The sequence below is a fragment of the Vibrio hepatarius genome (assembly GCF_043642085.1).
Lineage (GTDB): Bacteria > Pseudomonadota > Gammaproteobacteria > Enterobacterales > Vibrionaceae > Vibrio > Vibrio hepatarius_C.
Map to the genome: position 1 here is coordinate 72,947 of NZ_JBHZSA010000007.1, position 17,159 is coordinate 90,105.

The following is a 17,159-nucleotide window of genomic DNA, read 5'->3' on the forward strand; positions in this document are numbered from 1 at the left end:
TTTAAAGTTAAATTTTAAGTCATTAAAAAATATCGGAGTTATTTATGGATATGGTAAGTGCAGTTCTTTATGTTGCTGGTGCACTGTTAATTGGTTTAGGTGCCGCTGGTGCAGCTTCCGGTATCGGTAATCTAGCGGGTAAATATTTGGAAGGCGTAGCGCGTCAACCAGATATGACTCCAATGCTGCGTACACAATTCTTTATTATGATGGGCCTTGTTGATGCGGTGCCGATGATCGGCGTGGGTATCGGCTTATATATTATCTTCGCTGTTGCGTAATTAATTCTTACGATATTTAACAACTAAGTACTATCCGTTAATTAAGTGAGGACGAGATGAACTTAAATGCGACGATGCTAGGCCAAGCAATATCCTTTGCGATTTTTGTCTGGCTTTGTATGAAGTATGTTTGGCCGCCACTTGTCGTTCTGCTCGATGAGCGTCAAAAAGAAATCGCGCAAGGGCTACGCCATACAGAAGATGCGGCTAAGGAACTTGCCTTGGCTCGCGCTAACTGTGATCAACTTATTGAACAAGCAAAAAAAGACGTCAATAAGATGATCGAACAGGGCCAAAAACGTCGAGCACAGTTAATTGAAGAGTCTGTTAAAGAAGCTGAAATCGAAAAAGCTCGTGTGATTGCTCAAGGTGAACTTGAGATCGAAAGTGAGCGTAATCGTGTGCGACAAGAGCTTAAAGCGGAAATGTCGGATCTGGTAATTCAAAGCGCTCAAAAGCTGATTAATAAGAATTTGGATACGGCTACTAACCGTCAACTTATTGATCAGATGATCAAAGATATCTAACGCCTTAGGGGAGCAAAATGTCGGATATTCAAACCATTGCTTACCCATATGCCAAAGCGGCCTTTGATTTTGCCAAAGAGAATGGGTCACTTGAAGAATGGAAAACCGCGTTGGTATTGGTTGCGGATGTTATTGAGCAACCAGCCTTAATCAACCAAGTAAAAGCGCTCGACCAAGGCGGTAAAGCCGAAGCGGATAACTTTATTCACTTATTGTTCTCTGTTTGTGAGGGTTTTATCGATGAGCATATGCAGAACTTGATTAAGGTGATGGCTGAAAACCAACGTCTTATTGTAATGCGCAGCGTCGCCGAAGCCTTTTCTGAGCTCAAAGATGAAAGTGATTTGAGACTCGATGCAATCGTGTATTCGTCTGAGCTATTAGAGTCAGACCAACTTGAAGCTCTGACCAAGTACCTTGAGAAGAAGCTGGCACGACGTATCACATTATCGAACGAGATCGACGCCGATCTTCTCGGTGGCATTGTAGTAAAAGCTGGTGAGTTGGTTATTGATGGCTCGCTCCAGAGCTCAATCCAACGTCTCGCGACCAGCTTGAACGTGTAGTAGGAATTTAAGATGCAACTAAATTCAACAGAAATTAGCGACCTAATAAAACAACGCATTGAAACATTCAATGTAAGTACGCAAGCGCGTAATGAAGGCACCATAGTGTCTATCTGTGATGGCATTATTACCATCAACGGTTTGGTCGACGTTATGCAAGGCGAGATGATAGAGCTGCCTGATAATCGCTATGCTCTAGCACTCAACCTTGAGCGTCATTCCGTTGGGGCAGTAGTCATGGGCCCTTATGCGGACCTGAGTGAAGGAATGACCGTCATGGGCACTGGCCGTATTCTGGAAGTGCCTGTGGGTCCTGAATTACTTGGCCGCGTGGTGAATACCCTAGGCCAACCTATTGATGGTTTGGGTCAAATAGATGCCAAACAATATCACGCTGTCGAAATCATTGCCCCAGGAGTCATCGACCGTAAGTCTGTGGATACGCCAATCCAAACCGGCTACAAAGCTGTCGATTCAATGGTGCCAATCGGTCGCGGTCAGCGTGAACTGGTGATTGGTGACCGCCAAACAGGTAAAACTGCGCTCGCGATTGATGCGATCATCAACCAAAAAGACTCGGGCGTAAAATCGATTTATGTCGCGATAGGTCAAAAAGCGTCAACCATTGCCAACGTTGTCCGTAAACTTGCTGAACATGACGCATTGAAAAACACCATCGTGGTAGTGGCATCCGCATCAGAATCAGCGGCACTGCAATATCTTGCGCCATACGCGGGTTGCACTATGGGCGAATACTTCCGTGACCGTGGTGAAGATGCACTGATTGTTTATGATGATCTGTCTAAACAAGCCGTTGCTTACCGTCAAATCTCATTGCTGCTCAAACGCCCACCTGGCCGTGAAGCCTTTCCTGGTGATGTTTTTTACCTCCACTCACGTCTGCTAGAGCGTGCTGCACGTGTAAACGAAGCGTATGTGGAGCGCTTGACTAATGGCGAAGTGAAAGGAAAAACGGGGTCACTAACTGCGTTACCTATCATCGAAACTCAAGCCGGTGACGTATCAGCATTTGTGCCGACCAACGTTATTTCAATTACCGATGGTCAGATCTTCCTCCAGACTCAGCTATTCAACTCAGGCTTACGTCCTGCGGTTGATCCGGGTATTTCGGTGTCTCGTGTTGGTGGCGCGGCGCAGACCAAGATCATTAAAAAACTCTCCGGTGGTATTCGTACCGCACTGGCTCAATACCGTGAACTGGCGGCTTTTGCTCAGTTTTCATCGGATTTGGATGATGCGACTCGTCGTCAAATTGACCACGGTGAGCGTGTGACTGAATTAATGAAGCAAAAACAATACGCCCCGATGTCTGTTGCCGAGCAATCTGCCGTGATTTTCGCAGCAGAACGCGGCTATTTAGATACTGTTGAGCTGGCGAAAGTCGGCGCGTTCGAAGAGGGCCTTATCGCTTATGCGAAAATGAACTTCTCTGATTTGTTAGATGAGATCAACGCAAGCGGTGATTTTAACGACCAGATTGAAGCTCAGCTTACCAAGCTTCTTGACGAGTTTATTGCTCTCAAATCTTGGTAGTGGCGTCATTCTCTAATAGTTAAAAACGGAGCTTACCATGGCCAGTACAAAAGAAATTCGCACTAAGATCGCCAGTATTAATAGTACTCAGAAGATTACTAGTGCGATGCAAATGGTAGCCGCCAGTAAGATGCGTAAGGTTCAGGAACGCATGCAGAAGAACCGTCCTTATGCAGAGAGTATGCGGCGCGTAATCGGCCATATTTCGTCGGGTACGCTTGAATATAGTCACCCGTATTTAGAAGAGCGCGAGGTAAAACGAGTCGCTTACATCATTATCTCGTCAGATCGGGGTTTATGTGGTGGTTTGAACAATAACCTATTTAAGCGTGTGCTTTCTGAGATGACCCATTGGCGTGATAAAGGCGTTGAGGTTGATGCGACATTGGTTGGCTTAAAGGCGATTAACTTCTTTCATCGAGTGACCAATGTGGTCGCTCAAGCATCGGGGTTGGGCGATCAACCTAAAGTGGAAGATTTACTCGGTACTGTGCAAGCGATGCTTGAGCATTATAACCAAGGCGAAATTGACCGTTTGTACATCGCGTTCAATGAGTTTGAGAACACCATTGTTCAGTCACCATCGATTAAGCAGCTACTGCCTTTTCCAATCGATGAGAACGCGAAAGAGGCGAAGAAAAAGTCTCGTTGGGATTACATATACGAACAAGAACCGCGAGTCATTTTAGATGAGCTGATTCAACGTTATATCGAATCTCAGGTTTATCAAGGTACGGTTGAAAACATCGCTTGTGAACAGGCGTCGCGAATGGTGGCGATGAAAGCAGCAACAGACAACGCTTGGCAGCTTATTGATGATCTTCAGTTGGTTTACAACAAAGCAAGACAAGCGGCTATCACTCAAGAGTTGAGCGAAATTGTGTCGGGCGCGCAAGCGGTATAGTAAGAATTCTGAGGTATAGAATGAGTATTGGTAAAATTGTAAAAATCATCGGCGCTGTCGTTGACGTTGAATTCGAACATAACACGGGCCCACGCGTTTATGATGCGCTGCGTGTCGTTGATCAAGAGTTCTCTTCATTAGTTCTTGAAGTGCAGCAGCAACTGGGTGGCGGCATTGTTCGTTGTATCGTAATGGGCTCATCTGACGGTCTGCGTCGCGGCTTAAGTGTGCAATCAACAGGTGAGCCAATTACGGTGCCTGTTGGTGAAGAAACCTTAGGTCGTATCATGAACGTGCTGGGTGAACCGATTGATGAATGCGGTCCCATCGGCGAGAAAATGAATTATGGTATTCACCGCTCAGCACCGAGCTATGAAGAACAATCCAACTCTTCTGAATTGCTCGAAACCGGGGTAAAAGTGATTGATTTGGTTTGTCCTTTTGCAAAAGGTGGCAAAATTGGCCTGTTCGGTGGCGCTGGGGTTGGTAAGACGGTAAACATGATGGAGCTAATCAATAACATTGCAAAAGCTCACTTAGGTTTGTCGGTTTTCACTGGCGTTGGTGAGCGAACTCGTGAAGGTAACGACTTCTATTACGAGATGAAAGAAGCCGGCGTTCTCGATAAGGTTGCGATGGTTTACGGTCAAATGAACGAGCCACCGGGTAACCGCCTACGTGTTGCGCTGACTGGGCTTACCATGGCGGAGCGTTTCCGTGATGAAGGCCGTGACGTGTTGCTATTCATCGATAATATCTACCGCTACACCTTAGCGGGGACAGAAGTGTCGGCATTGCTTGGCCGTATGCCTTCTGCGGTTGGCTATCAGCCAACACTTGCTGAAGAAATGGGGGTGCTTCAAGAGCGTATTACCTCAACCAAGACAGGCTCGATTACCTCTATCCAAGCGGTATACGTACCAGCCGATGACTTGACCGACCCTTCACCGGCAACCACGTTCGCTCACTTAGATGCGACAGTTGTATTGTCACGTAACATTGCAGCGCTCGGTCTTTACCCTGCAATTGATCCTTTGGATTCGACGTCACGCCAACTTGACCCAATGATTGTTGGTCAAGAGCACTACGATGTGGCGCAAAATGTTCAGATGACACTGCAGCGTTACAAAGAGCTGAAAGATATCATTGCTATTCTCGGCATGGATGAACTGTCTGAAGAAGATAAGCAGCTAGTTTCTCGCGCACGTAAAGTGGAACGTTTCCTGACTCAGCCTTATCACGTAGCGGAAGTGTTTACTGGGCAGAAAGGCGTGTTTGTGCCATTAACAGAGACTATTAAGGGCTTTAAAGGGTTACTCGCTGGTCAATATGATGACATCCCTGAGCAAGCGTTTTTGTACTGTGGTTCAATTGATGAAGTGCTAGAAAAAGCGAAGTCGTTATAAGGCGTTAGGAGGTCATATGGCTATAGCCGTTAATGAAAATACCTTTGAACTGCAAATTGTCAGTGCGGAGGGAACCCTGTTTTCAGGCCCCGCTCATGCGTTAGCGATATCGGGTGCCAGTGGTGAGTTGGGTATTCGCCCGCAGCACTCGCCGCTTATCAGCAAAATAAAACCTGGTATTGCCAGCTTTGTCTCTGACATTAAAAAAGAACCGAGCATTTTATATATCTCGGGTGGCATGGTCGAAGTACAGCCTGACGTGGTCACCGTGTTAGCTGATACGGTTTTGCATGGTGAAGATATCGATCAGGCACGGGCAGAGGCAGCGCGACAAATGGCGCTTGAAAATATCAGTAAGCATCAAGAGGGAGGCTTGAGTTTCGAGCAAGCACAGCTAGAACTCAATAAAGCACTGGCTCAATTGCGAGCGGTAGAATTGGTAGGTCGTTTGAATCGTCATTGATCGGGAAGTAAGGGAGTATGGCTAATCATGCTCCCTTATTTTGATTTGTGTCTAATGATCTCGCTTACCCCTCAAAAGAGATAATCTTCTCGCTTTTAGTTCTAATGTTTTTCGTTATGATGGATTAGTCGTAAACATTATTTAGGGATGAAAATGAACAAGATACTGGTCGTTTGTATGGGGAATATTTGCCGTTCTCCAACAGGGGAAGCGATTTTACGGACAAAGTCGGAGCAATTGAATATTCCAGTTGTGGTCGACTCAGCGGGGACGATTGGTTATCACCAGGGGAATCCACCGGATGCTCGCTCAAAAGCAGCGGGTGAGAAGCGCGGTTACTCGTTTAAAGGTATTCGTTCGAGAAAGGTTGTTGCCACCGATTTTGAAGAGTTTGACCTGATTTTAGCGGCTGATAGAGACAATCTGTCCGATTTAGAGGATCAGTGTCCGCAACACTTCAAATACAAACTAAAACTGTTTTTGGAGTTCGGTGATTCAGGTTACGACGAAATACCTGACCCGTACTATGGTGGCGATAAAGGGTTTGAGCTAGTGCTAGATCTGATTGAAGAGGCATCAGAGCGAGTGTTGCGCTCGCTTTGAGGCTAAATAAGGTCTTTAGGCTGCCATTACTCGGCCGCTGAAATAGTCATTGGAGACGATGTACTCAGTGTTGCGAATGAGCTCATCCTGAATCTCAGCCCAGTGAGTATTGTTGTGCTCTAAAGTCGGTACCACACCGCCAACACGGATGTTGAATGGTGTGAGTTCTTTGGCCCAACTTTGAGTAAACCCTGCCACCATAGAGGTTGCGTTATCAAATCCAGATAAGTCCTGATATTCAGGATGAGAAATGACATTGACGATAACGCCATTCTTCTTTTCTTTACGCATTCTCTCTGCGGTCGCCTGACCGAAGCTAAACATTGTTGCGGCCATTAAGGACAGACGCTGCGTGAACACATCACTCGCTTGTTGATCAAAAATATTCGGCATAGCTTGTGCGGTCAGTGTATTGATCAATACGTCGGGGGAACGTTTTAAGCGTTGATCCATAAACTCAAATAAATCTTGAATCGATTGCAATGAATGATCCGAAACTTTGAACTGATAGACTTGTTCAGAGATCTCGCGACATAGTTGATAAGTGTGCTGCAACTGTGGACTACTTTTATCACACAACACGACTGTCGCCCCTAGTGAAGCGAAGTGGTAAGCAAGTGTACTTCCTACCTGCGAACCGGCGGATGTCACTAATACTACAGCACTTTTAATATCCATTTGCTTACCCCCATAAGCTATGTCAGCGTGAAAACTTGTCCACATAGCATGGTAGATTAACTGTTATTGAGTTGTGAATAAGGTCAAATAACTGGCCGGATTATATGACAACTTATGAATCTTTGGCCTTATTCACATTATCGAGCAGCCTTGCTAACAAAGTCCGAAAAATGAGACGGCCAAAATGTGATCTTAAACGATCGTTAGGCTTGAGCTTGGATCTGGAAAGTACGCTGTGCTTTGATCAACTGGTTGTATAAATCGACCGGCATTAATTCTTTGGGCTCTTTTTCTCTCATCGCGCGACGCTGGTGGCCAGATAGGTTGTGGTAAACCTCTTCAGGAAGGCCATGAGTGTCTTCTGGCAGATAGGTAAGCGCATCGGGCGTGAGATAGTGACTGAGCTTTGCACTTGGCAGGCCTGAACTGTGAAATAAAGAAGCTTGCTGCGCCGATATATCGTACGAGCTTTGAACTGAGCACAATGGCTGAGGGGGCTGGAGTTCGAATCGTTTACGAAGAGCTTGTTCTGAGGTGTCAATTTCATCGATTTTCTCGACAGGAGTATTGTCGCGAACATCATTTGAGAACATAGACAAAATTAGCGCAAAATCAGCACGACGACCTTCATGAACGGCGTGGTTAATCCCCGTGCCGAACCCAAGCTCGTTAATTATGGCTGCTTTGTCTAAAGTATGGATTTGCATATTGCCCCTCGTATGATGCTTTTATAGCGACGTATGGGCAGAAAACTTTAGATAAATCAGCAATAGAAATGAAAAAAGCCAGCTAAGTGCTGGCTTTTTATACGACTAAATTTTAAATCCTATAAGGAAGGATTATTTAGCTAGGTTCTCTGCAACGAAGTCCCAGTTAACTAGAGCCCAGAATGCGTTCATGTAGTCTGGACGTACGTTACGGAAGTCGATGTAGTAAGCGTGTTCCCATAGGTCAACTGTTAGAAGTGGAGTAGTACCTTCCTCAGTTAGAGGAGTTGCTGCGTTAGAAGTGTTAACGATTTCTAGAGAACCGTCAGCTTTCTTAACAAGCCAAGTCCAAGAAGAACCGAAGTTGTTGATTGCAGAATCAGTGAACTTCGCTTTGAACTCTTCGAAAGAACCGAAAGCAGCGTTGATTGCGTCTGCAACAGCACCTGTTGGCTCACCACCAGCTTTTGGCGCTAGACAGTGCCAGTAGAAAGTGTGGTTCCAGATTTGAGCTGCGTTGTTGAATACGCCGCCAGTAGAAGTCTTAACGATCTCTTCTAGAGTTTTACCTTCAAACTCAGTACCAGGGATAAGGCCGTTTAGCTTAACAACGTAAGTGTTGTGGTGCTTACCGTGGTGGAAATCTAGAGTTTCTGCAGAGATGTGTGGTTCAAGTGCGTCTTTCGCGTAAGGAAGAGCTGGTAGTTCAAATGCCATTGCTCGATTCTCCATTTAGATGAAAGGGGAAGACCCTTTCGATTGCTTCCAGTGATATTTATTATTCATGGCTCGCACAGAGTGCCAACCATGGTCAATTTGCTGACTTGTCATCTAGTTTATCAAGTTTTTACTTTATTAAAAGCACTGACGGTAAATTTCTATCTGAAAAGACAACAAATTTCTGGTGACGGCTGTTGCCATCGCACACAAATTATAACCATACATATTATAGGCTTTTTATTCTGTGCTAATGGTTTAGAATATGCAGAATATTTGCAGTAACTCCATTAAAGAGGAAGCAATGGAAACTATCGATAAAATCAAACAGCAAATCGCAGAAAACACGATCCTTCTATACATGAAAGGTTCACCAAAACTACCTAGCTGCGGTTTCTCTTCTCAAGCTGCTCAAGCACTTATGGCATGTGGCGAGAAGTTCGCTTATGTAGATATCCTACAAAACCCAGATATCCGTGCAGAGCTTCCAGCTTACGCACAGTGGCCAACATTCCCTCAACTTTGGGTTGAAGGCGAGCTAATCGGTGGTTGTGACATCATCATTGAAATGTTCCAGAAAGGTGAACTTCAGCCTCTAATCAAAGAAGCGGCTGAACGTGCAGGTTCTGACGAAGAGTAAGAATTAAAAATACTGTTTAAATTTACAGTTTTTTATTGATTTATAAGGGCCACATTCGATAATGTGGCCCTTATTGTATCTGTGTATCTAATCTTTATGTCACGTCTATTTATTGCCGAAAAGCCCAGCTTAGGTCGAGCTATTGCCGCTGCACTACCTGGCCCGAAAAAAAACGATCAAGGTTTTATCCGTTGTGGAAATGGCGATGTGGTGACGTGGTGTATTGGCCACTTGTTAGAACAAGTAGAGCCTGACGCTTACGATGACAGATACAAAAAGTGGAATTTAGCCGACTTACCCATTGTTCCTGAACAGTGGCAGCTAAGACCAAGAAAGTCTGCGAGCAAACAGCTTACGGTAGTGCGGAAGCTACTCAAAGAATCCAATCAAATTATTCATGCCGGAGACCCTGATAGAGAAGGGCAACTGCTAGTAGATGAAGTACTCGATTACTGTAAAGTTAGTAAAACCAAGAAAGAAGCCACTCAGCGTTTGTTGATTAGTGACCTTAACTTGCCTGCAGTGAAACGCGCGCTTAATCAGATGCGCAGCAATCGCGACTTTATTCCTTTGTCGGTATCTGCACTGGCTCGCTCTCGTGCTGACTGGTTATATGGCATGAACATGTCGCGTGCTTATACCTTACTAGGGCAAAAAGCGGGATACCAAGGAGTGCTTTCGGTTGGTCGTGTGCAAACACCTGTATTGGGCTTGGTGGTTAGACGTGACGAAGAGATAGAAAACTTTATCCCGCGTGACTACTTCACCTTGCATGCGCTAATCCCTTATCAAGATGGTAACAGCGCTTTTGATATTCGTGCACGTTGGAAGCCGAGTGAAGCTTGTAAACCCTATCAAGATGAAGAGGGTCGAGTACTTAGCCGTAAACTGGTTGAGAATGTGGCTAATCGCATTGCCAATCAACCAGCTACGGTCGTTGAGTCAGAACAAAAGCAAACTAAGCAATCCGCGCCACTGCCTTACTCACTCTCTGCATTGCAAATTGATGCGGCTAAGCGCTTTGGTATGAGTGCGCAACAAGTACTAGATACCTGTCAGTCTCTGTATGAGAAGCACAAGCTGATCACTTACCCGCGTTCCGATAGTCGTTACTTGCCAAAAGAGCATTTTGCTCAAGCGGGCAGTGTCTGTGAAGCGATTGCCAATAATGCCAATGAATTAAGCCAAGCTGTGAATGGAGCAAATTTAAGCTTGAAATCGAAAGCTTGGAACGACAACAAAGTCGATGCTCACCACGCCATTATCCCAACACCGAAAAAAGCCTCCGTGAATGGATTGTCGGGGAATGAGATGAAAATCTATCAACAGATCGCGCGCCAATACCTGATGCAGTTCTACCCTGCAGCAGTCTATGCCGAAGCGAAGTTAGTGTTTGATATTGCTGGTGGCACCTTCATCGCGAAAGGGCGTCAACTGGTCTCTGCTGGCTGGAAAGAGCTGATGGGCAAGGTCGATGACGACGATGCCAGTGTTGATACAGTGCCTCCACTGGCTGAAGGTACGGTGCTGACCTGTCGTGAAGGTGAAATTAAGGATCGTAAAACTGAACCGCCGAAACATTTCACCGAAGCAACCTTGCTGCAAGCCATGACGGGTATTGCACGATTTGTTGAAGATAAAGAGCTGAAAAAAATCTTAAAAGAGACTGATGGTTTAGGTACAGAAGCAACCCGAGCGGGCATTTTGGATACCTTGTTCAAGCGTCAGTTACTCACTCGACAAGGTAAATCGATTATCAGTAGCCCAGCAGGAAGGGGGTTAGTGCATGCGTTGCCGTCTGATTCCACTTACCCAGATATGACGGCTCACTGGGAGCATCAGCTGCAAGGCATGGCAGAGCGCAATCAAGCGTATGCGCCGTTTATGCAAGCGTTGCAAACTCGAATCAATAATCTAATGGACCAAGTAAAAACCGGCGATGTTCCGGAGTCATTGCGCCACCTACCCAAAGTAGAGCGACCAGCGTTCAAGAAAAAGAAAGGTGGTTATCGCAAGAAAACGTCAACCACTTCACGGGCAAAGAAGTCCTAACCGACTTTTCTCCCGCAGCGCTTGAATAGTTGTTGCCAGTAACCGACATGTACTTTAATTGCATCGCGAAAGGCTTGGTGATTGCTCTCTAATGGATAAACATAGTCATGAAGTTCAGGCTTAGGGGCAAAGAGCGGCGATATCTGAGTCAACTGTTGATAATAGCTATCGAGTGTTGCTAGGTAAGGCTGAATCGTCCCAATGTAGCGTTGTTCGAAGACATTGTTGAGGTAACGATATTTGGTGATGTCTCTCTGCGGACCGCAAATAATCTTACTGTCGTAACGGTAAAGCTGCTCAGTAACTGTTGCCAGATGCCAAGTCGCTTGGACAAGCGAATAGTTAAGGTTACCAACAATAGGAGTCTTTTCTAATGTTTCCTGTATTCGGGTGAGCTCTGCTGTCGACTCTGGATTGTCAAAGGTGTTCGCTATAGTAGAGAGTGCATTTTTTACTTGTTTAACCTGCGCGCCAATCCCTTCCTTCAGCCACTCCGTACCACTCAATTGAGATTGCATCGCATCGCTTGTGTAGAGCAAGTTCCACTGGTGCATCGGTAAATGGAGCTGTTTCTGCTGCTTTATCTGCTGAAGGGTTTGTTTTAGCTCATTAGAAATGTCGTTATTGGTAATGCATTGAGTTAAGCCAAGCAAAAGCGCATGTTGGTAATCGTAGTTGCTAAATTGGTCCGCTACCTTGCCTAATACAGAGTTACGTTCAGCGATAAGTTGAAATAGACCACATTGTCTTAGCTGATAGCTGTCGAGTAACCCAAGTGAAATAGGGGGAATGTCCACCGATAACTCGCGCTTTCTTGGTAGAGCTTGGTTTAGAGAGGATCCTTCTAATACGGGGGCGTCTTGCACACTGGCTACTCTGTCTAAATAAGTCGTAAACAGAGTAGCAGGGGAGTGATTATCGCAACCAACGAGCAGCATGGCAGCGAATGAGGTGGTAAATAAACGAATACGCATCTAATAAGCGTAGATCTAAATTACCAAGGGATTTCACTACCATCGTAGTTAATAAACATACCGCTATGGGTAAGTTCCGCGCTGGTAATGACTTGGGCAAGCCCTGTCGCTGATGTGTCGGTATCAATCAGCGCATTTGGTCCACCCATCTGCGTTTGGACCCATCCTGGATGAAGAGCTAATACGATGAAACCTTCAGGGGTTAAATCGTTACTTAGGCTCTTCACAACGGAATTCAGAGCGGCTTTTGATGAGCGATAAATATAGCCGCCACCCGACGTATTTTCAGCCATGCTACCAACCTTCGAAGAGAGACAGGCAATCTTCTTAAGTGAACCTTGGCGTAGGTTTGTCACAAATGCTTCGACGAGTTTTAGTGGAGCGATGGCATTAATCTCGAACACCTTGCGCCACTCTTCCACATCCGTTTGACCAAAACCATACCCTTTAGGACCATAGTAACCAGCGTTATTGATCAATAGGTCGATGGCAGGGAGTTGAGAAGCAAGAGCAGTGATAGCGGGATAATCGGTGATGTCAACTTGGTGGCAGTCGAGTTGTTCTGCCGATGCTAATTGCAGTAGCTCAGATGAACTATCAGCATCGCGATAGGTCGCATGAACTTGCCAGCCTTGTGCCAGATAGAGTTTTGCCAAACTCAAGCCAATACCACGATTTGCGCCAGTGATAAGAACGCTCTTCATTGCCAACTCCTTTTTAAATAAATAGTTAGGTTAGTTTGCTAAGTAAGAGCGACAAAATCAACTAGCCACCATGAACAAAATAGCATGATTGAAAATAGGCCGATGGCAACCAATGAGCCGGAGATGGCACCGAAGATTAAGAACAATGTAGTTTTTTGCATAGAGATAGTTAAATGAAATTGATAATTAATATCATTTAACTATTTTTGAATTCAATATACAAGCTGATACCATAACTCCATCTTAGTTTGGTTTAGTGCATTATGATCCCGTTGATTTACCATTCGATCTATTCGGAGTTACCCCTTCCAGAAGGGCATCGTTACCCCATCAATAAATATCGTCTACTCTATGACGCGATAAATTGCGAAATTAATGTCAACGATGCTTGGAAAGAGCAATTCATACATGTCGTTCCCACGATGTTGGAGCGACAAGCGGTAAGCCAAGTACATTGCTGCGATTATATTGATTCGCTTTTCTCCGGCACATTACCAGCACCTAAGATGAGACGAATAGGCTTTCCATGGAGCGAAACACTCATCACGAGAACGCTCACTTCGGCTGGCGGTACGTGCGAAACAGTCAACCAATCGATTGAACATGGTGTCGCAATCCATCTCAGCGGTGGTTATCACCATGCACACTATGATTTTGGCAGCGGTTTTTGTTTAGTTAATGATTTAGTGTTGGCTGCCAAGAGAGCGCTAACGTTAGATAACATAGATAAAGTCCTGATTGTCGATAGCGATGTTCACCATGGTGATGGTACAGCGACTTTATGTGAAGAGGACGCAAGTATTGTGACCTTATCTTTCCATTGTGATAAAAATTTTCCAGCGAGAAAGCCTCACTCCGATCTTGATGTGCCTTTAGCGAGAGAGACCGGTGATGATGAATTTCTCGAGACATTTACTTCTGTTGTTGAGATGGCGGTCAACCTTCATCAACCTGATCTGATTCTTTATGACGCTGGAGTCGATATTCATAAGGATGATGAGCTAGGCTACTTAAGTGTATCAAGTGAAGCGATCTATAAACGTGATGAGTTTATGTTTGAGTTAGCAAAGCGCAAGCAACTGCCTATCGCTTGTGTGGTTGGTGGTGGTTATCGGAGTCAGCATGAAGCACTCGTCCCAATCCACATGCAACTAATTCGTGCTGCGCTTAAAGTCTATGGACGTTAGAAGGAAGATTGATGGAACACCGGATTCGTGCCGCGGGCATCTTAATTAGAGATGGTGCAATGCTGCTACTTCGCGTAAAGGACTTCAGTGGTGAATATTGGGTGCCGCCCGGTGGTGGAATGGAACCCGGCGATCAGAGCTCAAGAGCGTGTGTGGTTCGAGAATTTAAAGAAGAAGCGGGGATTGATGTTCAGGCTGGAGAGCTGATTTGTGTGCGAGAGTTTCTGGAAACGCACACTGAACGTTACCATGCAGAGTTTTTCTATCTGATTAATAGCTTTCTCGGCACGCCACACCTTGAGAATCTAAAAGGGCTTAATGACGAAGGCTACATTCAAGCGGTTGAATGGGTGCCAATCCCTCAGCTCGCGGATAAGCGAATCTACCCTACAGAGCTGAAAAACAAACTGATTGATTTGATTGAGACGCGGCATTTTTCCACTCACTTAGGCAGCTATGTTCAAGGGCAGTTTGAACATATTAACCACCTTTGAGTTACTGTTTTTGCTATATACGAAAACGAAAAAAGCCGCTAATTGCTTAGCGGCTTTTTTACTAAATGTGGCGGAGAGCGGGGACGCCTAGTTTGGGCTTGCATTCAAGGAGGGATTTGTCCAAATCCCAATCATGACTTTCACGGCTTAAAAACGAGAAAACCCCAGTCTTTCGACTAGGGTTTTGAATGTGGCGGAGAGATAGGGATTTGAACCCTAGATACGCTATTAACGTATGCCGGTTTTCAAGACCGGTGCTTTCAACCACTCAGCCATCTCTCCGTTGTTGACGCGAATAATATAAGGCTTACGAAAGCTTGTAAACCCCTAATTTTATTGTTTGCTTTAATAATGAGCACTTAAATTGAAAAAAGTATTCTGACGCCTATTTCTTGCGCTTTTTAGGCAAATAAAATCAAAAAAAGAGAGCCGGAGCTCTCTTTTTTAAATCATGGTCGGACTGACTGGATTTGAACCAGCGACCCCCGACACCCCATGACGGTGCGCTACCAAGCTGCGCTACAGTCCGCTATGGGAAAATGTAAGATCAATTCAATTGACCGTCAATCATAAGATCTTGAATTAGTTACTCTTAACGTAGAATCGTTGTAGTTCAGTTAACCCTTGCATCAACACTGGCAATGTAGGGTTCTGGTCTTTTAAGCGATGGTAATCTTGGTCGTATAACTTGTAGTTACCAAACTTATCAATCACGGTTGTATTTTGGGTGGTGATCAGTGCGAGTTCACGTGCGTCACCGGCAAGAATCCAGCGACGTTTGCTTTCATCAAATAGGTTTCTACCACTACTAAAGTCAGAAGGGTTTGACGAAACTCCCAATAGGTCTTGCAGCAGAGTAACAGAGAGGTCAAGGTGGCTAGTGCGATGTTGATACTCGCCAGCTACGGTACCAGGCCAATGAATGATCATTGGGACCTGAAGTTGGTAACGGCTGTAATTAGTATTTGAACCCCAGCTGTTAGTCTTACTCTCATTAAACTCAGTGGCGTGATTTGAAGTGATCACAATCACTGTCGAATCAGAAAGCTCAAGCTCTTCGACTTTAGCGAGCAGCTGTGCGACTTCATTATCCGCTTCACTTACAGATTTAAAGTAACCTTCTTTAAGCTTTTCAGCAGCCGTTTGTCCCTTAGCTGAAGAGTAAGCGCTAAAGTTGTCTACCGTTGTAAGCTCAATGTAGCTAAACCACGGTTTTTTACCTTGCTCTGCAGCCCAAGTAGCCCAAGTATCAATCGCTTGAGAATCTGCTGATGTACGATCGTTAAAGGCAATACCGGTAAAGTTCATACCGCGGAATACGGTTTCGCCATAAAGAGGTTCATCGAAGTTATCGCCGCTAAACAGACCAAATTGGTACTCTTTCTCTTTCAAGGTGTCGATAAGAATAGGACGAGAGCCTTGAGTTTGAATGCTAGAAGAGTAGCTGCTTGGTAAACCATAGAACAAGCCAAACACACCATAAGAATCGTTGCTCGAACTAAAGTGGTTATTGAAGCTTAGGTTGTTTTGCGCAAATTGATACGTTGCCGGCATCGACTCGGCATTCAGTGCATCTGAGCGCAAGTTGTTGACGCTAACAACTAGGATGTTGAGTGGGTTAGAGCGACGGTCGAACTCAATACGTTCTAGTGGGTATTGAACCAGTTCAGTTTCGCCTTTGCTTTGCTCTAAACGCTCTAGGTACTCATCACGATCCAATAGACCGTGTCTTTCCATAAACGACTTTGCGGTCATCGGGTAAGAGAGTGGGAAATTGGCTTTTTGCGCCGTAATTGGGCTGTAAAAGTGCGCATCGGCCCAAACATAAATTAAATGGCTAGTAATAAAACTGACGAAAAATAGGGCTGCAATCGGGCGACCCACGTGTTTGTGCGACAGTTTACGTTGCTTTCTCCACACCCATTCAGACAGGGCAAGCTGCAGTAGGAAGATAAGAGGAAGCACAATGAATAGATGCTGTAAGTCAGCGCTAATGTTTGAGCTTTCATCACTAAATAGCACTTCCCAAACCACAGGGGTTAGGTGCAAGTTGATGGTTTGGTACGCCTGAGTATCAATCAGAAGTACGGTTAGCCCAACGGTAGCAAAACAGACCGCCACTAAACGAAATAGCTTACGTGACGGTATGACAAAGGTGAGCGGGAATAGAACCAGCAGATAAAGTGCAAATACCAGGAAGCCAAAGTGACCAACCCAAGACGCCGCTAAATAGAATTGCCCTAACAGGGTTTCTGGCCATGGAGATTGAGTGATATAGCGGGTTCCGATCAACATCGCAGCAATGATGTTGAAGAAGGAAAACCAGTGTCCCCAACCTACTAAGCGTGATACGCGTTCGCCGTATGTATTTACGTTATCGACCATGTAATTGTTCTATTATCCGTTATTATTTCTTAGTGTTTTTTGTCTTCGATTGAAGATACAAGCGCTTCTGCAAATTTTTCAGCAATTGCCTTACGTTGTGAAGCGGCAACGTCATGATTTAAGACATTGGTTGCGATATTGCCAGCAATCATTAATGCAAGTTCAGGACCAGCTGAATGTTTTTCAAGTACTGCGGCTACTTCAGTAAGGATTTGTTCTACTTGTGCGTCGCTGTATTTAGATGTAATCGGCATAAAGACTCTAATGATGATAGTAAAGCGGCTTATGATAACCTACAATGCCACGCAACTGAAACC

At 45.1% G+C, this 17,159-nt stretch carries 19 protein-coding genes and 2 tRNA genes; 12 read left to right on the plus strand and 9 right to left on the minus strand.

The genetic code is table 11. The features are described 5' to 3' along the window. The first annotated feature begins 44 nt into the window (after window positions 1-44). The 8 genes from atpE (at window position 45) to ACHUFZ_RS14655 (ending at window position 6,304) form a co-directional block, all read left to right on the plus strand. A complete protein-coding gene (gene atpE / locus ACHUFZ_RS14620) occupies window positions 45-281 on the plus strand; it encodes a F0F1 ATP synthase subunit C (RefSeq protein WP_004414863.1) in 237 nt (78 codons plus the stop codon). Between the two features lie 56 nt (window positions 282-337). Then, window positions 338-808 carry a F0F1 ATP synthase subunit B gene (locus tag ACHUFZ_RS14625; protein ID WP_394127723.1) on the plus strand — a complete coding sequence of 157 codons (471 nt, stop codon included), beginning with the start codon at window positions 338-340 and terminating at the stop codon, window positions 806-808. A 17-nt stretch (window positions 809-825) separates the two neighbouring features. Further along, the gene (locus ACHUFZ_RS14630) at window positions 826-1,374 is read left to right on the plus strand and encodes a F0F1 ATP synthase subunit delta (RefSeq protein WP_394127724.1); all 549 of its coding nucleotides are present in this window, start codon (window positions 826-828) and stop codon (window positions 1,372-1,374) included. 12 nt (window positions 1,375-1,386) lie between these two features. Further along, window positions 1,387-2,928, plus strand: coding sequence for a F0F1 ATP synthase subunit alpha (atpA, locus tag ACHUFZ_RS14635; protein ID WP_394127725.1), 1,542 nt, complete (start codon window positions 1,387-1,389; stop codon window positions 2,926-2,928). Between the two features lie 37 nt (window positions 2,929-2,965). Next, on the plus strand, window positions 2,966-3,832 hold the full coding sequence (gene atpG / locus ACHUFZ_RS14640; RefSeq protein WP_394127726.1) for a F0F1 ATP synthase subunit gamma: 867 nt from the start codon (window positions 2,966-2,968) through the stop codon (window positions 3,830-3,832). 20 nt (window positions 3,833-3,852) lie between these two features. Further along, complete coding sequence (atpD, locus tag ACHUFZ_RS14645; protein WP_394127727.1) at window positions 3,853-5,238, plus strand: F0F1 ATP synthase subunit beta; 1,386 nt, start codon at window positions 3,853-3,855, stop codon at window positions 5,236-5,238. Window positions 5,239-5,254: 16 nt separating this feature from the next. Beyond that, window positions 5,255-5,701, plus strand: a complete 447-nt coding sequence (locus tag ACHUFZ_RS14650) for a F0F1 ATP synthase subunit epsilon (protein ID WP_134835288.1) — start codon at window positions 5,255-5,257, stop codon at window positions 5,699-5,701. A gap of 153 nt (window positions 5,702-5,854) precedes the next feature. Then, complete coding sequence (locus ACHUFZ_RS14655) at window positions 5,855-6,304, plus strand: low molecular weight protein-tyrosine-phosphatase (RefSeq protein WP_394127728.1); 450 nt, start codon at window positions 5,855-5,857, stop codon at window positions 6,302-6,304. Between the two features lie 15 nt (window positions 6,305-6,319). Here the strand turns inward: ACHUFZ_RS14655 and ACHUFZ_RS14660 are convergent, their stop codons facing one another. From ACHUFZ_RS14660 to sodB, 3 genes are all read right to left on the minus strand, one after another. Continuing rightward, on the minus strand, window positions 6,320-6,982 hold the full coding sequence (locus ACHUFZ_RS14660; protein WP_053440286.1) for an SDR family oxidoreductase: 663 nt from the start codon (window positions 6,980-6,982) through the stop codon (window positions 6,320-6,322). Between the two features lie 203 nt (window positions 6,983-7,185). Next, window positions 7,186-7,689 carry a VC2046/SO_2500 family protein gene (locus ACHUFZ_RS14665; RefSeq protein WP_394127729.1) on the minus strand — a complete coding sequence of 168 codons (504 nt, stop codon included), beginning with the start codon at window positions 7,687-7,689 and terminating at the stop codon, window positions 7,186-7,188. A 132-nt stretch (window positions 7,690-7,821) separates the two neighbouring features. Then, a complete protein-coding gene (sodB, locus tag ACHUFZ_RS14670) occupies window positions 7,822-8,406 on the minus strand; it encodes a superoxide dismutase [Fe] (RefSeq protein WP_134835292.1) in 585 nt (194 codons plus the stop codon). Window positions 8,407-8,710: 304 nt separating this feature from the next. Between sodB and ACHUFZ_RS14675 the strand changes: the two genes are divergently transcribed. After that, on the plus strand, window positions 8,711-9,046 hold the full coding sequence (locus ACHUFZ_RS14675) for a Grx4 family monothiol glutaredoxin (protein ID WP_053440283.1): 336 nt from the start codon (window positions 8,711-8,713) through the stop codon (window positions 9,044-9,046). Between the two features lie 96 nt (window positions 9,047-9,142). Then, entirely contained in the window at window positions 9,143-11,098 is a 1,956-nt protein-coding gene (locus ACHUFZ_RS14680; protein ID WP_394127818.1) for a DNA topoisomerase III, read from the plus strand. Here the strand turns inward: ACHUFZ_RS14680 and ACHUFZ_RS14685 are convergent. Together ACHUFZ_RS14685 and ACHUFZ_RS14690 are read right to left on the minus strand one after the other, a co-directional pair. Then, entirely contained in the window at window positions 11,095-12,072 is a 978-nt protein-coding gene (locus ACHUFZ_RS14685; RefSeq protein WP_394127730.1) for a DUF3080 family protein, read from the minus strand. The two genes, ACHUFZ_RS14680 and ACHUFZ_RS14685, sit on opposite strands and share 4 nt — an antisense overlap. 20 nt (window positions 12,073-12,092) lie before the next feature. Then, entirely contained in the window at window positions 12,093-12,776 is a 684-nt protein-coding gene (locus tag ACHUFZ_RS14690; RefSeq protein WP_394127731.1) for an SDR family oxidoreductase, read from the minus strand. Between the two features lie 263 nt (window positions 12,777-13,039). On the opposite strand from ACHUFZ_RS14690, the gene ACHUFZ_RS14695 reads away from it, so the two are divergent. Together ACHUFZ_RS14695 and ACHUFZ_RS14700 are read left to right on the plus strand one after the other, a co-directional pair. Then, window positions 13,040-13,963 carry a histone deacetylase family protein gene (locus ACHUFZ_RS14695; RefSeq protein ID WP_394127732.1) on the plus strand — a complete coding sequence of 308 codons (924 nt, stop codon included), beginning with the start codon at window positions 13,040-13,042 and terminating at the stop codon, window positions 13,961-13,963. Between the two features lie 11 nt (window positions 13,964-13,974). Continuing rightward, window positions 13,975-14,457, plus strand: a complete 483-nt coding sequence (locus ACHUFZ_RS14700; protein WP_394127733.1) for an NUDIX domain-containing protein — start codon at window positions 13,975-13,977, stop codon at window positions 14,455-14,457. 191 nt (window positions 14,458-14,648) lie between these two features. Here the strand turns inward: ACHUFZ_RS14700 and ACHUFZ_RS14705 are convergent. From ACHUFZ_RS14705 to ACHUFZ_RS14720, 4 genes are all read right to left on the minus strand, one after another. After that, window positions 14,649-14,739 (minus strand) — tRNA-Ser (locus ACHUFZ_RS14705). Window positions 14,740-14,909: 170 nt separating this feature from the next. After that, window positions 14,910-14,986: transfer RNA gene (locus ACHUFZ_RS14710), tRNA-Pro, on the minus strand. 53 nt (window positions 14,987-15,039) lie between these two features. After that, on the minus strand, window positions 15,040-16,842 hold the full coding sequence (locus ACHUFZ_RS14715; RefSeq protein WP_394127734.1) for a DUF3413 domain-containing protein: 1,803 nt from the start codon (window positions 16,840-16,842) through the stop codon (window positions 15,040-15,042). Window positions 16,843-16,871: 29 nt separating this feature from the next. Then, a complete protein-coding gene (locus ACHUFZ_RS14720; RefSeq protein WP_394127735.1) occupies window positions 16,872-17,096 on the minus strand; it encodes a YejL family protein in 225 nt (74 codons plus the stop codon). Between the last annotated feature and the right edge of the window lie 63 nt (window positions 17,097-17,159).

Coding starts and splice junctions, on each gene's coding strand:
- atpA (WP_394127725.1), top strand. CDS start 1,387: ATGCAACTAAATTCAACAGAAATTAGCGACCTAATAAAACAACGCATT.
- ACHUFZ_RS14650 (WP_134835288.1), top strand. CDS start 5,255: ATGGCTATAGCCGTTAATGAAAATACCTTTGAACTGCAAATTGTCAGT.
- ACHUFZ_RS14675 (WP_053440283.1), top strand. CDS start 8,711: ATGGAAACTATCGATAAAATCAAACAGCAAATCGCAGAAAACACGATC.
- atpG (WP_394127726.1), top strand. CDS start 2,966: ATGGCCAGTACAAAAGAAATTCGCACTAAGATCGCCAGTATTAATAGT.
- sodB (WP_134835292.1), bottom strand. CDS start 8,406: ATGGCATTTGAACTACCAGCTCTTCCTTACGCGAAAGACGCACTTGAA.
- ACHUFZ_RS14685 (WP_394127730.1), bottom strand. CDS start 12,072: ATGCGTATTCGTTTATTTACCACCTCATTCGCTGCCATGCTGCTCGTT.
- ACHUFZ_RS14665 (WP_394127729.1), bottom strand. CDS start 7,689: ATGCAAATCCATACTTTAGACAAAGCAGCCATAATTAACGAGCTTGGG.
- ACHUFZ_RS14720 (WP_394127735.1), bottom strand. CDS start 17,096: ATGCCGATTACATCTAAATACAGCGACGCACAAGTAGAACAAATCCTT.
- ACHUFZ_RS14630 (WP_394127724.1), top strand. CDS start 826: ATGTCGGATATTCAAACCATTGCTTACCCATATGCCAAAGCGGCCTTT.
- ACHUFZ_RS14715 (WP_394127734.1), bottom strand. CDS start 16,842: ATGGTCGATAACGTAAATACATACGGCGAACGCGTATCACGCTTAGTA.
- ACHUFZ_RS14690 (WP_394127731.1), bottom strand. CDS start 12,776: ATGAAGAGCGTTCTTATCACTGGCGCAAATCGTGGTATTGGCTTGAGT.
- atpE (WP_004414863.1), top strand. CDS start 45: ATGGATATGGTAAGTGCAGTTCTTTATGTTGCTGGTGCACTGTTAATT.
- ACHUFZ_RS14680 (WP_394127818.1), top strand. CDS start 9,143: ATGTCACGTCTATTTATTGCCGAAAAGCCCAGCTTAGGTCGAGCTATT.
- ACHUFZ_RS14655 (WP_394127728.1), top strand. CDS start 5,855: ATGAACAAGATACTGGTCGTTTGTATGGGGAATATTTGCCGTTCTCCA.
- ACHUFZ_RS14625 (WP_394127723.1), top strand. CDS start 338: ATGAACTTAAATGCGACGATGCTAGGCCAAGCAATATCCTTTGCGATT.
- ACHUFZ_RS14700 (WP_394127733.1), top strand. CDS start 13,975: ATGGAACACCGGATTCGTGCCGCGGGCATCTTAATTAGAGATGGTGCA.
- ACHUFZ_RS14660 (WP_053440286.1), bottom strand. CDS start 6,982: ATGGATATTAAAAGTGCTGTAGTATTAGTGACATCCGCCGGTTCGCAG.
- atpD (WP_394127727.1), top strand. CDS start 3,853: ATGAGTATTGGTAAAATTGTAAAAATCATCGGCGCTGTCGTTGACGTT.
- ACHUFZ_RS14695 (WP_394127732.1), top strand. CDS start 13,040: ATGATCCCGTTGATTTACCATTCGATCTATTCGGAGTTACCCCTTCCA.